Below are 15128 nucleotides of genomic sequence, written 5' to 3'. Positions count from 1 at the left end.
ATGAAAAAATCACTCTTAAAAATAATTGTAATCCTTTTTTGCATTGGAAATATCTCTTGTCAAGCCCAAAAACAGCAACCTAGAATCACGGTTAAAGGAACTCAATTCTTCAAAGGAGACAAACCTTATTCCTACATTGGAACCAATTATTGGTACGGAAGTTTGTTGGCTTCCAAAAAAGTGGGCGACCGAAAAAGATTGTTGCGTGAACTGGATTTAATGCAAAAAAATGGCATCGACAACTTGCGTATTTTGGTAGGTGGAGATGGCGGAAAATACGATTATACCGTTCGCCCAGCTTTGCAATACGAGCAAGGAAAATACGACCAAGATTTGCTAGATGGTTTGGACTTCTTGATTTCCGAAATGGGCAAGCGCAAAATGTATGCTGTTTTATTTTTGACCAACAACTGGGAATGGTCAGGCGGAATGTCGCAATATCTAGAATGGTCTGGAAAAGGAGCAATTCCAATTCCTGCGATTCCGCCTAATACTTGGCCGCAATATATGGCTTACACTGAACAATTCTACAGTTGCGAATCTTGTATGGAAGCCTTAAATAATCACGTGAAATTTATTATGGGTAGAACAAATGTTTATACCCAAAGAAAATACACCGAAGACAACACCATTATGGCTTGGCAAGTAGGCAACGAACCAAGACTTTTTTCGGTAGAAAACGAAGCGAAATTCACAGTTTGGTTAAACAATATTGTCAATTTGATGGATAGTTTAGACAAAAATCATTTGATTTCGACTGGATCCGAAGGCTTGAATAGTTCAAATGACAAGATAGAAATTTTTGAAAGAACACATCAAAACCCGAATATCGATTATTTAACAATGCACATTTGGCCCAAAAACTGGAACTGGTTCAAAGCCGACGATGCCGAAAAAACCTTGCCAACAACACTAGAAAATGCAGGTAAATATATTGATGCTCATATTGCTGTTGCCAATCATTTGAAAAGACCCATCATCATTGAAGAATTTGGTTTACCAAGAGAAAATGAAAGTTTAGTTTCAACAACTTCTGTTACCAACCGAGATATTTTTTACAATTATATTTTCAACAGAGTAGCCGAAAGTGTTGCTAAAAATGGGGCATTACAAGCGGCAAATTTCTGGGGATTTGGTGGCGAAGGAAAAGCAGTTACCGCTGATGGAAAATGGAAACCAGGAGATCCATTAACAACCGATCCACCGCAAGAACCACAAGGATTGAATAGTGTTTTTTCATCGGATAAATCTACTTTAGAAATCGTGAAGAAATACAATTTGAAATTCAAAAAATAATGAAAAAAACAAGCTATTTCTTTTTGGCAGTACTTTTAATGAACCTTTCCTTTGGACAAAAAAAACAAGACTTTGTTTTAACCTCTCCAAACGGAAAAATTCAAGTTAAAATTGTGATTGATAATATCATTACTTGGACCATTTTGCACCAAAAAGAAGTGGTTTTGACACCATCGGCAATGTCAATGACGTTAGACCCAAATGAAGTTTTAGGAAAAAATAGTGTGCTTTTGAATTCAAAAAGAGAAAAAGTAAACACTTCATTTGATTCCCCTTTTTATAAAAAAAGTGCCATCAAAAACCAGTACAATCTGCTGCTTTTAAATTTTAAAAATGATTTCAGCATTGAATACCGTGCTTTTGATGATGGTGTTGCGTATCGTTTTATTACCAAAAATAAAAAAGATATTACAGTAAAATCAGAAGAAGTCAGTTTAAATTTCGATGAAGATTACAGTACTGTAATGCCTTATGTTCGGGATTTAAGAAACCCGAAAGACCCATATATTTCTTCGTTTGAATCGCATTACGAAAACAAAAAAATTAGCGAATTTGCCAAAGATACATTGGCCTTTTTACCGTTTTTAGTTGATTTAAAAAATAATAAAAAAGCCGTTTTCTTGGAAGCTAATTTGGAAGATTATCCTGGTTTATTTGTAACCCATAACAAAACCAAAACAGGATTTGAAGCTCGATTTTCTAACTATCCATTGCAGGAAAAAAATGGAGGTTTCAACTTTCTCAACAAATTAATTAGCCAAAGAGCCGATTATTTGGTTGTCACAAAAGGCAATCGAAATTTCCCATGGCGAATTGTGGTTATTTCTGAAAACGACAAAGATTTAGCCAACAATGATATGGTTCAAAAATTATCTGAGCCTTCAAAAATCAAAGATATTAGCTGGATAAAACCCGGAAAAGTAGCTTGGGATTGGTGGAACGATTGGAATATTTACAACGTCAATTTTCAAGCGGGAATCAACACCGAAACCTATAAATATTACATCGATTTTGCAGCAAAAAACAAAGTCGAATACATTGTTTTGGATGAAGGTTGGAGCGTGGAAACCAACATTATGGAAAACAACCCAAAAGTGGATTTAAATGCTTTAATCGCTTATGGCAAAGAGAAAAATGTGGACATTATTCTGTGGAGTTCTTGGATGGCTTTACACGAAAATACCGAAGCGATTTTCAAAAACTACTCTAATTTGGGTGTCAAAGGTTTTAAAGTGGATTTTCTGGACAGAGACGATGCCAAAATGGTGAATTCAGTTTATGAAATTGCTCAAAAAGCTGCAAATTACAAGCTGTTGCTCGATTTTCACGGAATGTACAAACCAACTGGAATTCAACGTACTTTTCCCAATATTTTGAACTTTGAAGGGGTTAAAGGAATGGAAAACAACAAATGGACTCCCAACGATAATGTTCCTACTTATGATTGCTCGATTCCGTTTATCCGAATGATGGCGGGGCCAATGGATTATACTCCAGGAGCGATGCGAAATGCTACAAAAAGCGAATTCAAACCCAGCCATTCCAATCCAGTAAGTCAAGGAACGAGATGCCATCAACTGGCGCTATATACCATTTTTGAAGCTCCTTTGCAAATGATGGCCGACAGTCCGACGGCTTATATGAAAGAGCAAGAATCGACTGATTTTATTGCCAAAATTCCAACCGTTTTTGATGAGACAGTGGCTTTGGATGGCGAAGTTGAAAAGTATATTGCGATAGCTCGAAAAAAAGAGTCTAAATGGTATTTGGGTGCCATAACCAACTGGAACGCTAGAGATATTACAATTGATTTTTCGTTTTTGGAAAAAGGAAAACAATTCGAAGCCGAAATTTACTCTGACGGCTTAAATGCTGACAAAGCTGCACAAGATTATAAAAAAGAAGTTGTTACTGTAAATTCTTCAACCAAATTGACTTATCATTTGGCTAGCGGTGGTGGGTTATCTGGAATTATCACGGTAAAATAAAAAAAAGAGCAAAACTTGAAATTCAAAATTTGCCCCTTTTATGTTTTGAAATTTAGCTCTCCAACGGCTGTTAGTGACTGTTACTATTAAATTTTATATTCACTTTTTTTGGCGGTGGTGGTGCTGGAACAATATTTTTGTTATTCCAAAAGTGACTATTTTCTTTTGTTTTGATAAATTTTAATTCGTTTTCCAATTTTTCTAACCAATTTTTAAAAGTTCTAATTTCTGATGAACCATTTTTTTCGTCAATTGAAATGAATTCAGATTTTTTATTTCTGCATATTATCAAAACTTGTTTATTAACACCACCTATATAATTGGGTTCATATTTTTCAAAACTTAATGCATTAATTCTATTTATTAGAGAATCTTTAACTTGTCTATTTAGAATTACAATGTAATGTTCATCTGGTTTTTCAGAAAAACTTTTTTGTAAATACAAAGTATCATTTACGCTAAATTTTAAAGAATTAGTCTCTGTTAAATTCAAGTTTATGTAAAAAAAGTCTTTAAAATTTGCTGTCAATTTTGGATTTTCATTTTTACAAGAAAACAAGATAAGAATTGACATGATGATTAATTTCTTCATTATATTAGATTTTCGTTGAATTCTGTGATCTAATACCACTAACTTGAAATATCCGCTCAATTCCAAATATACAACTAATTTTAAAACAAAAATCCCACTAATTTTCACAAATTAATTCGTGAAATTAGTGGAATCTGTGTTTGATTATTTATTATTTCAACTCAAAACCACTCTCCAAACCTTTGTCAGAGCTTCCTCCTACCATAATTTTGAAAGTGCCTGGTTCTACCAAATAATTGCCGTCATTGTTATAGAAACCTAATTCTTTGTCTGTCAAAGTAAAACTTACCGTTTTGGTTTCGCCTTTTTTTAATTCGATCAACTCAAAACCTTTGAGTTCTTTCACTGGTCGTGCTAAACTGCCAAACTCATCGTGAATGTACAATTGAACTACTTCTTTACCATCATAATTTCCTGAATTAGTTACCTCAACCGAAACAGTTACAGGTTCTCCTTTGGCGAAAGCCGTTTTGTTGATTTTCAAATTTTTATAATCGAAAGTCGTATAACTCAATCCAAATCCGAAAGGAAATTGTGGTGTTTTTTCCACATCAGTATAATGCGACCAAAAAACATTTGTATCCGAATTTCCAGGTCTTCCAGTACTATAATTGTTATAATAAATTGGACATTGCCCCACGTTTCTAGGGAAAGACATTGGCAATTTTCCGCTTGGGTTATAATCGCCATATAAAACTTGTGCAACAGCATTTCCGGCCTGAGTTCCTAAGTGCCAAGCCTCAACAATAGTAGGGATATTTTTTGCAGCCCAAGGCAATGCAAGCGGTCTTCCGTTGTTTAAAACCAATACAATATTTGGATTTACTTTGTAGATTTCTTCTAATAATTCTTGTTGCAAACCAGGCAAATCCAAATTGCTTCTACTTCTACCCTCTCCGGTCTGAAATCCAACTTCACCTAAAACCATTACAACAACATCAGCGTTGGCGGCAACTTTCTTAGCAGCTTCAAAACCACTTTTGTCGGTGGTATTGAGAACTACTTCATTAGTAAAAGAGGTTTTTCCGATGGTTAAATCAGCTCCCTTTTCGAAGGTTAATTGATTGCCTTTGTATTGTTGCATTCCTTCCAAAACAGAAACTGCCGTGTTATCATCAGCTGCAATTCTCCAACTTCCCAATGGGCTGTTTTTGTCGTTTGCCAAAGCTCCAATTAAGGCGATTTTCTGTCCTGATTTTTTTAGTGGCAATAAATTTTTATCATTTTTCAACAAAACGATAGATTTTTTAGCCATATCCAAAACACCATCATTATTAGCTTTGCTGCCAACAATTGCTTTTTCTCGCTTCTCATCACAATATTTATAAGGATCGTCAAATAATCCTAATTCAAATTTTACACGAAGAATTCTACGAACGGCGTCGTCAATCAAAGTTTCTTTTACTTTTCCTTCTTGAACCAATTTAACCAATTCAGCAACATACAAAGAAGATTCCATATCCATATCGGAACCTGCATTTACAGCTCTTTCAGAAGCTTCTGCTCCATCTTTGGCATAACCGTGAACAATCATTTCTCTGATAGAACCCCAATCGGTTACTACAAATCCGTCAAATTTCCAATTTCCTTTTAGAATGTCTCTTTGCAAAAAGCTACTTCCTGTGGCTGGAACTCCATTCAAAATATTAAACGAATTCATAAAGGTGCGAATTCCTGCATCGGTCGCTGCTTTGAAAGGAGGCAAAACGGTATTGTAAAGCGTTGAATTACTTATATCAACCGTATTATAATCTCTTCCTGCTTCGGCAAAACCGTAGGCTGCAAAATGTTTGGCACAAGCCGCAATCGTATTCACTTTTAACAAATCGGCTTTGGTTTCGCCTTGAAAACCTTTTACTCTTGCTATTGCTATTTTGCTACCTAGATAAGGGTCTTCTCCAGCCCCCTCCATCACTCTTCCCCAGCGAGCATCTCTGTAAATATCAATCATTGGAGCAAAAGTCCAATTAATTCCAACTGCCGAAGCTTCGTCAGCTGCAATCTGAGCAGATTTTTTAATCGCTTCCATATCCCAACTCGCTGATTCGGCTAACGGAATTGGGCTTAATGTTTTGTAGCCGTGAATGACATCAAAACCTATGATTAAAGGAATTCCTAATCGGGTTTCTTCGACTGCAATTTTCTGAACTGCACGAACTTCTTTTACTCCCCGAACGTTTAGCATTGAACCTACCCAGCCTTTGCGCAAATGTTCATATTTGACTTCGGCATTTCCTCCTTTTGGCGCAGGCCCAGTTACTTCCCAAAAACCGTTGTATTGGTTCATTTGTCCCACTTTTTCCTCGATTGTCATTTGTTTCATCAACAAATCAATTCGTTCTTCGGTAGGTTTGGATTTGTCTAAATATGCTTTTTTTTGGGCATTTAAAGTTCCAAAAGCTAACAGACAAAAAGTCCCTGCAAAAATTAAATTTTTATGAATCATAATGGTATTTTTATTGGTTTAGTTAAAATTGGTATTTATTCTGATAGGAATGAAGAAGCTGGTAAATTGGCTTTATTAAAAAGTTGAGATTGATCGGTGTTTTTCCAAGCAAAACGGACTTTCACAGGATTTTTCACTTTATCTGATTGTAAAATTACTGTATTATTTTTGATGACTGCAATAGCTTCATAAAAAACACCGTCGATTCCAGCTAGTTCAAATTGATTGGTTTTTGTATGGGTAAAATGCAATCCTTCGGCAAAATCAAAAGAAACTATAACTTTGTTTTTATCGATTTGAATTGCTTTATAAAGTGGCCCATTAACCAAATTAGTGTTGGTTTTATAAGTATTGAATAATGCTAAATTCGCCAAACGAGTTCCAACCGATTTCTTGTCTTTCGGATGAATATCATCTATTGGAGAAATATCGCTGGTTATTGCCATTCCTGTATTCGGGACTTCTTGCAAGACTTTTCTTTGTGCATCGCGAATTACGGCACCTCCAAAATGATTTTCACCATATTTATAAGGCGCAATCTGAACATAATAAAACGGAAAATCGGTATTCCATAATTTACGCCAAGAGGTTATTAAAGCCGAAAATGTTTTGTCATACACCGGCGAACCCACATTGCTTTCGCCTTGATACCAAATTACACCTGCGATTTTGAAATTCGTCAAAGGATAAATCATAGCATTGAAGGCACGTCCTGGTTGGTTGGGACCATAACTTTCTTCTCTTCTTGTTTTGGCTGATTCAAGTAAAACTTCATTGTTTTGAATCACTTCTTCGGGTGTCCAAATCTCGGCTGGAGTTCCGCCCCAATTGGAAGAAATTAAACCAATAGGCACATTTTTCAATTCTTCCTGCAAGCGTTTTGCAAAAAAATAGCCTGTAGCACTGAAATATTTCATCGTTTCTGGCGTGCATTCTGTCCAATTTCCCGACAGATTATTTTGAGGAGTTGTAGCGGTCAATTTCGGAACCACAAAAAAATGAATACTAAGATTGGTGGCAGCTTTTACTGCTTCGTCACCATTTTCAATTCCCCAACTGGCGTTCATTTCCATATTAGATTGACCAGAACAAACCCAAACTTCGCCAATCAAAATGTTTTTCAAGACAATTTCGTTATAGCCTTTTATCGAAATCGTATAAGGGCCTCCTTCTTTTGGAGTTGGAATAGTAATTTCCCATTTTGCCTGATTGCTGGCTTTGATTTTGTAGGTTTGATTGTTCCAACTTGGTGCAATCACGACTTCTTCCTGCGGATTTGCCCAACCCCAAATTTTAACATCGCTGTTGCGTTGCAAAACCATATTGTCCGAAATCACATTCGGAAGCATCACATTGGCGAAAGCCGTATTCGAAAGTAGTAGGAAAAAAACAAATGCTTTTAAATTATTTTTCATCGAGTAATTTTTTAAAGTAAGGAATTAATTGGTCGGCCATCTCTTTGTCATCGGCAATATTAGGATGATAGCCACACCCTTTTGGCTGCATGGGTTGGAATTCGAATAATTCAATTTTTTTGTGAGCATTGTCGTTTTCGAATGCCTGAATTACTTTTTTCAAACAATTGATAAAAGTTACATTTCTTTCGCCCGAAACCATTGGACTATTGAGCAAAACAACTCGGGTATTGGGAGCGTGTTTGTAAACCGTTTTGACAAATTCAATATAATTCGAAATAAATTTTTCTTCATTGAAAGGCAATCTCGTTTTTTTGCCATCGCCTTCGGAAAGGTCGTTGGTTCCTAAACAAATGCTTACCAAATCGGGTTGAAATTTGAAATCATAGGGTTTTGAACTGTCTTTATTGAGGTATAAATTTTCATATACATCGGGAATAATGGGTTCTAACAGATGCTCATCATTCCAATTGCGATACATTCCGTAACCCGACACCGAACTCAGCACATAATCCAAATCCAAAGCTCTGGAAAGCACTGGTCCATAAGCCCAATACGCATTGTGTTGATCAAACCAATCCCCTGCTCCACAAGCAATTGCAGAATCATCATTGCCATAGCCACAAGTTATGGAATCGCCAATGAGTTCAATTTTTTTCTTAATTTTTGGAGCAGGGCTCTCTATTAATTGGGCAGTTGTGCCTGCAAATAAAACGCCTCCATTAGCTGCTTCTGTAGCTTTATAAATAGAAATTTGATGCGTTTTTTTCTTTCCTGAAACTTCAATCGGAAAGGATTTCATTTCTCCTTTTTCAATTCGAATTCTTCCCACATATTTACCATCCAGTTCTATGGAAACATAATTTTGATGATCTACTAAACTTTGCAAGGAAATAGAACAGGAATTTCCTTTGAAATCGAAAGACACAGACGAAGCTGCTCCGATGAGAATGAACTTGTTTTGGTCAAGAATTTCAACCCTTGCTGCTGAAGAAAAAAAGGTTTTTTGAGCTTGCAAATTCTGAAACGAAGAAGCTATGAAAAAAGACAAGGACAGAAAAAGAAAAGAGCATTTTTTGAAAATCATTTTTTTAAGAATTTATGTTGAAAGCAGTAAAAATATTAAATAAATACCAAAAATAAAGATACAAAACTGTCAATTTATAATCTAAAATATGCAAATTTCTATATACTCGGCTCGATTTTTATGCCAAACCCATTGGATGATAAATTGAATTATAAAGGTATTATATTATCAAAAAAATAAGACCTTTGAAGCAATTGTACTTCAAAGGTCATATATAAAAAATCAATGGGTTACTAATTCAAAATGATTTTTACTATTTTTTTCGTTCTAAGAAACGGGTTCAACAACTTTGTAAGGAACGATACTATTCATTCCCAATGTTATTGCTTCTAAGTTTAAAGGAATTAAATGATGGTATCTCTCGGAGATTGATTTTTTTAATCCTTCAATCACATTTTCTATTTTTACTACGGGTTTTATTTTCAAATACCCACCTAAAATCACCATATTGAAGATTTTTTTATTGCCCATTTCAGCCGCTAATTTGGTGCCTTCGATTTGGTAAATTTTAATGTCGGTTCTTGTGGGATGTGCGGTGATTCCGTTAGGGTCATAAATTAAAATGCCTCCCGGTTTTACAGATGCCTCAAACTTATCCATCGATTGTTGGTTCAAAATAATGGCGGTATCTACTATTTTTAAATAAGGCGAACTAATTCTTTCATCACTCAAAATCACAGTAACATTTGCCGTTCCTCCTCTCATTTCTGGACCATAAGACGGCAACCAACTCACTTCCTGATCTTGCATTATTCCAGAATAGGCCAAAATTTTTCCCATCGAGAGTACTCCTTGCCCACCAAAACCTGCTATAATTATTTCTTCAGTCATGATTTATACTTTTAATTTTCCTTCGACTTTAATATCCCCAAGAGGAAAGTAGGGAAACATATTTTCAACCATCCATTCGTTGGCATCGTTGGGAGTCATTTTCCAACCCGAATTGCAGTTGGATAGGATTTCAATAAACGAAAGCCCTTTTTTCAACCGGGTATTTTCAAAGGCCTGCCTAATGGCTATTTTAGCTTTTCGAACATGTTTATGAGTATGAAGTGCGTGACGACTCACGGAATATACTCCAGGAAGATTAGCAATTAATTCGGTTATTTTTAAGGGAGAACCCATCGTAGCAATTTCTCTTCCGTAAGGCGAAGTTGAGGATTTCATTCCTTCAAGAGTTGTTGGAGCCATTTGTCCACCAGTCATTCCATAAATTCCATTATTGATAAAAAAGATAACCATATTTTCGCCTCGGTTGCAAGCGTGAATCGTTTCGGCAGTGCCAATGGCGGCTAAATCACCATCTCCTTGATAGGTGAAAACATATTTTTCGGGCCAAGTTCTCACAATGGCTGTTGCCACCGCCGGAGCACGTCCGTGAGCGGCTTGGGTCATATCGATGTTCATAAAATCATAGGCTAAAACGGAACAACCTACAGGCGCAACCCCAATAGTATCTTCAGAAATTCCCATTTCATCAATGACTTCCATAATCAAATTATTGGCCGTTCCGTGACCACAACCCGGACAATACGACAAAGGCGTATCGGTCATTAATTGCGATTTACAAAATACTTGATTCTCTGGTTTTATGATGTCTAAAACTTCCATTGTTGATGATTTTTTGTTCTAAAGCAGCTACAATTTCTTCTGGAGTGTGAATAATCCCTCCAGTTCTTCCAAAGTGTTCTACCGGTATTTTATGTTCTACCGAAAGTCGCACATCTTCTACCATTTGTCCTGCATTTAATTCCACACTTAAAATTCCTTTGACTTGATTGGCCAATTCAAAAAGGGCTTGTTTTGGAAAAGGAAATAAAGTTATTGGTCTCAAAAGCCCCACTTTTATTCCTTTGGCTCTAGCCAATTCCACTGCTTTTTGCGATATTCTGGCACTTGAACCATAAGCCACAATCAGATAATCGGCATCATCACAATTTATTTTTTCGAAACGCAAATCCTCTTGTTCCATTTGGGCATATTTCTTTTGCAATCGATGCACTCTGGCTTCCATTCTCTCGGATTGCAAATCGAGTGAAGTGATAATATTGCGTTCACGTCCTTTCTTGCCTGTAACGGCCCAATTGCCTTGTTTTTCGATTAATTCGGCATCAGTTAATCTTGGTTTTTGGTCTTTTAAAATTACTTTTTCCATCATTTGACCAATTAATCCATCGGAAAGAATTAAAACTGGAGCTCTATATTTAAAGGCGATATCAAAAGCATCTTCTACAAAATCGGCCATTTCCTGAACCGATGCTGGTGCTAAAACATACAATTTGTAATCACCGTGACCTCCACCTTTTACCGATTGAAAATAATCGGCTTGCGAAGGTTGGATGGTTCCTAAACCAGGGCCACCACGAACGACATTTACAATTACAGCTGGTAATTCGGCTCCAGCCAAATACGATATTCCTTCTAATTTCAGAGAAATTCCAGGACTTGAAGATGAAGTCATCGCTTTTTTGCCGGTACTTGCTGCACCATAAACCATATTTATCGCCGCAATTTCACTTTCGGCTTGCAAAACGACCATTCCTGTTCTATTTTCTGGTCGAGCAGTCATTAAATATTCGATAATTTCGGTTTGTGGAGTAATTGGATAGCCAAAATATGCATCAACCCCTGCTCTGATGGCAGCTTCTGCTAATGCTTCATTTCCTTTCATTAATTTTAATTCAGACATTTTTTTTAAAATATAAAGGATTATGTTGCGACTTTTACCCTATAAACGGCAATGGCTCTATCTGGACAAACAGTGCCACAATTGGTGCAACCATTACAAGCTTCGGGGTTTTTCATATAAGCATAATGATAGCCTTTTCTGTTGACATCGCTTGAGATTCCAATGACTTTTTCCTGACAAACAGGAACACAAACTTCGCAACCTTTGCAAATTTGAGTATTTACAACTATAGCACCTCTTACTTTTGCCATTTTAATAAATTTAGATGTAATTATTCAATCATAATTTTATTATTCTCAAATTTACAACTTATCCATTGCAAATAAAATGACAAATGTCATATTGTTTAGATTTTTGGACACAAAAAAATAATTTCAATTTAAAACATTTTCCAAACAAAAAAGCCACTAAATTTTGAATTTAGTGGCTTTTAAAATTTAAAATCAACTCAATGATTATAAGTAAGATCTAACTTTTATTTAGCAGTAACAATGTTCTGTACATTCTTTTTAAAATCAGCTGCTTTTTGAGCAGAAATTGTATAAACTACATCTTTAGTACCAGTACTTACAATAACTTTTTTCAAATCCAAAGTTAAAGCATTCTCTGGTGGGCTTTTCATTTTTAGCGTACATGCTCCATCAAAATAACCATCGTTTTCTATGGTTTCAATTTCTGAAAAAGTGGTATCATCACTAAATACAACTGAAATAGTCATCTTTTTATTTAGTGTTTTAGTAAAAAATCCATCCATGACTAATAATAAATGATAGGTGTTTTTCAGTTCTTCGCCTTTGTATTCATGTCGAGTGACATTGTATTTCAGACCTTTGGCCAAGGTTGGAAAACTTGTACTACAATCCAAATCAAAACTGGCTACATCACCAGACTCATCAACAGATATAACAATTTTTTTTACTTGAGCATTGACAAATAAACCTGTCAACAAGAATGCTATTATTAAAGCCAATTTTCTCATAGATACTTTGTTTTTTATTTATTTCCTTTTTCAAAATCGGCCATAAATTGTGCCAATCCAATATCGGTTAATGGGTGTTTTAATAAACCTGAAATAGCAGAAAGTGGCCCAGTAATTACATCGGCACCAATTTTAGCACAGTTTACAATATGCATAGTATGACGGACTGAAGCAGCTAGAATTTGTGTTTCGTAACCGTAATTGTCATATATCAATCTGATTTCTTCAATAAGTGCCAATCCATCTGTAGAAATATCGTCTAACCGACCAATAAAAGGAGAAACATAAGTGGCACCCGCTTTAGCAGCCAATAAAGCTTGGCCTGCAGAGAACACTAAGGTTACATTAGTTTTTATTCCTTTATCCGAAAAATATTTTGCAGCCATTACACCTTCTTTAGTCATTGGCAATTTTACCACAATTTGTTCGTGTAAATCAACCAATTCTTCACCTTCTTTGATCATTCCATCAAAATCCAGCGCGATTACTTCGGCACTTACATCTCCATCTACAAGGTTGCAAATGTCAACATAATGTTTCAAAATATTATTTTTTCCGGTAATACCTTCCTTTGCCATCAAGGATGGATTGGTAGTTACTCCGTCTAAAACGCCTAATGCTTGGGCTTCTTTAATTTGAGCTAAATTAGCTGTATCGATAAAAAATTTCATTGTTTAAAGTTTATAGTTACTATTATTGATTAGTAAAATTACAATTTATAATGGTTCATCAGCATTTTTTCATACACTTTATCAGGCAGAACTCGCTTCAAAACAATCGAAAATTTTTGCATAAAAGCCCCCACTTTATAATGTATCTTAGGATTTTTTTCTTGAATTATTTGATAAACTGCTTCTGCCATTTCGTTAGGATTACTGCCGCTGTCCACGTGTTCATCCATCATTTTCAAAGTATTTCCATACGGAATTTCATAGGCCGAATCCTTGAATAATGGCGCATGAAAACGTCCAGAAGCAATATTTGTAGCAAAATCTCCTGGAGCTACATTCGTAATCTGAATTCCAAATGATTGTACTTCCATTCGCAACGCTTCGGTAATTAATTCTAAAGCGCCTTTGGATGCTGAATAAACACTACGATAAGGCAACCCCATATAACCTGCAATAGAAGTAATATTGATAATCATTCCTGATTTTTGGTAACGCATTTGTGGCAAAACCGCTTTCATTACCTCAATTGGTCCAAAAAAATTAGTTTCGAAATTATTTCTGATTTCCTCAGTCGGAATTTCTTCTAAAGGGCCAGTAATTCCAACACCAGCGTTATTTATAACGATATCTATTCGCCCAGAAGATGCAATAATTTTAGCAACAGCCGATTGAATGGATTCAGTACTTCTAACATCTAAAGCAATTAATGGAAATACTGAATTTAAGACCCGATCTGGATTTCTACTAGTTCCGTAAACAATAAATCCTTTGTGGTGTAAAAATTCGCCAATAGATTTTCCGATTCCCGAAGAACCGCCTGTGATTAAAACAACTTTACTCATATTATTATTGAACCCAACAGCTATAGAGATGGGGATTTTAGTGAATTTTGATTGTAAATTTAGTATTTTTTTTCAAATACAAACTGCAAAAACAATTATGCCCCAAGTGAAGGACGTAGCAAACTACTTTTTGAATAACTTCAACAAGTTATAATAATTGCAAAGAATAATAGTTAAAATTACTTTTAGATACAAACCCATTTTGAAGTATCAAAAAATGATTGTAGATTTGAAAAAATCGATTTAATAGCGTCTTTTTATGAAAAAATACTATCTACACAACGGAACCGAAAGCAGTGGTCCTTTTGATATAGGAGAATTAAAGTTCAAAAAAATCACACCCTCTAGCCCTGTATGGTTTGAAGGAATGCTACATTGGAAAACCGCTGGAGAAATCCCCGAATTGAACCAACTTTTTGTAGTAAACCCGCCTCCTTTTCCTCCGTTTATGACTCCTGAACCAGAGACAAAAACAGATACAGAAAGAAATACAATCAAGATTTTAGGCTTGTCCAAGAATACGTTTTGGATTGTTTGTGCTGCGATAATTATTTTAGTTGGAATAACAGTATTGAGAGCCTTAGAAGAAAAAAGAAGTCAAGAATTAAAAGAAAAAAACCACAAAACCGAAATTGAAAATTATCAATTGGAACTTAAACAAAAAGAATTAGAAGACGAAAAAATTCAGGCAGCTATACAAGAAAAAATTGATGCAGATAGAATGGCTGCAGAATTAAAACAAAAAAACAACAATAGACTTTTGGAAATTGAGCAACTATTGGTCAACTCTCAAAATAATTTGAATACCTATGAAAATAAACTAACCAACGCAGCTGAATTTAAGTTATTGAGAACCGCAGCAGAGAAAAAAGAACAAATGGATTTGTTGAAAAACCAAATTGATTCGATTAAAACCAATATATCCAAACTAAAAAACGAATCCGATCAACTGAAACTCGAATTAGAGAAAATACCGTAATTGATTCGAATAGCATTAAAATAGCTAAAGCCTATTCTTTTTTGGAGTAAATATGGAATAAAAAATAAGTTACCTCAATTTAAAATAGAGTGTACCACAAAGGATTTTTACTTGAATTACATTATTCTCAAAAATAAAACTTAA

General features: G+C 35.2%; 14 protein-coding genes. 3 read left to right on the top strand and 11 right to left on the bottom strand.

The annotated features are described in order from the left end of the window. Together C3L50_RS13890 and C3L50_RS13885 are read left to right on the top strand one after the other, a co-directional pair. Complete coding sequence (locus C3L50_RS13890; protein ID WP_103806883.1) at nt 1-1296, top strand: glycoside hydrolase 5 family protein; 1296 nt, start codon at nt 1-3, stop codon at nt 1294-1296. After that, entirely contained in the window at nt 1296-3284 is a 1989-nt protein-coding gene (locus tag C3L50_RS13885) for a glycoside hydrolase family 97 protein (protein WP_103806785.1), read from the top strand. Before C3L50_RS13890 ends, C3L50_RS13885 begins: the two co-directional genes overlap by 1 nt. A 70-nt stretch (nt 3285-3354) precedes the next feature. Here the strand turns inward: C3L50_RS13885 and C3L50_RS13880 are convergent, their stop codons facing one another. The 11 genes from C3L50_RS13880 to C3L50_RS13830 all read right to left on the bottom strand — a co-directional run bounded on the left by C3L50_RS13880 (nt 3355) and on the right by C3L50_RS13830 (nt 14005). Continuing rightward, entirely contained in the window at nt 3355-3876 is a 522-nt protein-coding gene (locus tag C3L50_RS13880) for a hypothetical protein (protein WP_133158893.1), read from the bottom strand. Between the two features lie 151 nt (nt 3877-4027). After that, a complete protein-coding gene (gene bglX / locus C3L50_RS13875) occupies nt 4028-6322 on the bottom strand; it encodes a beta-glucosidase BglX (RefSeq protein ID WP_103806783.1) in 2295 nt (764 codons plus the stop codon). Between the two features lie 35 nt (nt 6323-6357). Then, the gene (locus C3L50_RS13870) at nt 6358-7737 is read right to left on the bottom strand and encodes a sialate O-acetylesterase (protein ID WP_103806782.1); all 1380 of its coding nucleotides are present in this window, start codon (nt 7735-7737) and stop codon (nt 6358-6360) included. Then, complete coding sequence (locus tag C3L50_RS13865) at nt 7727-8824, bottom strand: SGNH/GDSL hydrolase family protein (RefSeq protein ID WP_103806781.1); 1098 nt, start codon at nt 8822-8824, stop codon at nt 7727-7729. The genes C3L50_RS13870 and C3L50_RS13865 overlap by 11 nt, the downstream gene beginning before the upstream one ends. Before the next feature lie 267 nt (nt 8825-9091). Then, on the bottom strand, nt 9092-9655 hold the full coding sequence (locus C3L50_RS13860) for a 2-oxoacid:acceptor oxidoreductase family protein (protein ID WP_103806780.1): 564 nt from the start codon (nt 9653-9655) through the stop codon (nt 9092-9094). Nucleotides 9656-9658: 3 nt separating this feature from the next. Next, the gene (locus tag C3L50_RS13855; RefSeq protein WP_103806779.1) at nt 9659-10435 is read right to left on the bottom strand and encodes a thiamine pyrophosphate-dependent enzyme; all 777 of its coding nucleotides are present in this window, start codon (nt 10433-10435) and stop codon (nt 9659-9661) included. Beyond that, nucleotides 10389-11513, bottom strand: a complete 1125-nt coding sequence (locus tag C3L50_RS13850; RefSeq protein ID WP_103806778.1) for a 3-methyl-2-oxobutanoate dehydrogenase subunit VorB — start codon at nt 11511-11513, stop codon at nt 10389-10391. The genes C3L50_RS13855 and C3L50_RS13850 overlap by 47 nt, the downstream gene beginning before the upstream one ends. 20 nt (nt 11514-11533) lie before the next feature. Then, entirely contained in the window at nt 11534-11764 is a 231-nt protein-coding gene (locus tag C3L50_RS13845) for a 4Fe-4S dicluster domain-containing protein (protein ID WP_103806777.1), read from the bottom strand. A 224-nt stretch (nt 11765-11988) separates the two neighbouring features. Then, nucleotides 11989-12492, bottom strand: a complete 504-nt coding sequence (locus C3L50_RS13840) for a hypothetical protein (protein WP_103806776.1) — start codon at nt 12490-12492, stop codon at nt 11989-11991. A gap of 14 nt (nt 12493-12506) precedes the next feature. Beyond that, nucleotides 12507-13163, bottom strand: a complete 657-nt coding sequence (gene fsa / locus C3L50_RS13835) for a fructose-6-phosphate aldolase (protein ID WP_103806775.1) — start codon at nt 13161-13163, stop codon at nt 12507-12509. 38 nt (nt 13164-13201) lie between these two features. After that, on the bottom strand, nt 13202-14005 hold the full coding sequence (locus C3L50_RS13830; protein WP_103806774.1) for an SDR family oxidoreductase: 804 nt from the start codon (nt 14003-14005) through the stop codon (nt 13202-13204). A gap of 259 nt (nt 14006-14264) precedes the next feature. On the opposite strand from C3L50_RS13830, the gene C3L50_RS13825 reads away from it, so the two are divergent. After that, complete coding sequence (locus C3L50_RS13825; protein ID WP_103806773.1) at nt 14265-14984, top strand: GYF domain-containing protein; 720 nt, start codon at nt 14265-14267, stop codon at nt 14982-14984. Nucleotides 14985-15128: the final 144 nt, after the last annotated feature.

Origin of the sequence: Flavobacterium alvei (genome assembly GCF_002920895.1) — a bacterium.
In the GTDB taxonomy this organism is placed as follows: Bacteria; Bacteroidota; Bacteroidia; order Flavobacteriales; family Flavobacteriaceae; genus Flavobacterium; species Flavobacterium alvei.
Note: the sequence above shows the minus strand (reverse complement) of the source record. Positions and strands in the feature narration are given on the sequence as shown.

Bases quoted from the DNA above. Each gene is read 5' to 3' on its own strand.
- C3L50_RS13850 (WP_103806778.1), bottom strand. From the start codon at position 11,513: ATGTCTGAATTAAAATTAATGAAAGGAAATGAAGCATTAGCAGAAGCT.
- C3L50_RS13845 (WP_103806777.1), bottom strand. From the start codon at position 11,764: ATGGCAAAAGTAAGAGGTGCTATAGTTGTAAATACTCAAATTTGCAAA.
- C3L50_RS13885 (WP_103806785.1), top strand. From the start codon at position 1,296: ATGAAAAAAACAAGCTATTTCTTTTTGGCAGTACTTTTAATGAACCTT.
- C3L50_RS13880 (WP_133158893.1), bottom strand. From the start codon at position 3,876: ATGAAGAAATTAATCATCATGTCAATTCTTATCTTGTTTTCTTGTAAA.
- bglX (WP_103806783.1), bottom strand. From the start codon at position 6,322: ATGATTCATAAAAATTTAATTTTTGCAGGGACTTTTTGTCTGTTAGCT.
- C3L50_RS13890 (WP_103806883.1), top strand. From the start codon at position 1: ATGAAAAAATCACTCTTAAAAATAATTGTAATCCTTTTTTGCATTGGA.
- C3L50_RS13855 (WP_103806779.1), bottom strand. From the start codon at position 10,435: ATGGAAGTTTTAGACATCATAAAACCAGAGAATCAAGTATTTTGTAAA.
- fsa (WP_103806775.1), bottom strand. From the start codon at position 13,163: ATGAAATTTTTTATCGATACAGCTAATTTAGCTCAAATTAAAGAAGCC.
- C3L50_RS13840 (WP_103806776.1), bottom strand. From the start codon at position 12,492: ATGAGAAAATTGGCTTTAATAATAGCATTCTTGTTGACAGGTTTATTT.
- C3L50_RS13825 (WP_103806773.1), top strand. From the start codon at position 14,265: ATGAAAAAATACTATCTACACAACGGAACCGAAAGCAGTGGTCCTTTT.
- C3L50_RS13830 (WP_103806774.1), bottom strand. From the start codon at position 14,005: ATGAGTAAAGTTGTTTTAATCACAGGCGGTTCTTCGGGAATCGGAAAA.
- C3L50_RS13870 (WP_103806782.1), bottom strand. From the start codon at position 7,737: ATGAAAAATAATTTAAAAGCATTTGTTTTTTTCCTACTACTTTCGAAT.
- C3L50_RS13860 (WP_103806780.1), bottom strand. From the start codon at position 9,655: ATGACTGAAGAAATAATTATAGCAGGTTTTGGTGGGCAAGGAGTACTC.
- C3L50_RS13865 (WP_103806781.1), bottom strand. From the start codon at position 8,824: ATGATTTTCAAAAAATGCTCTTTTCTTTTTCTGTCCTTGTCTTTTTTC.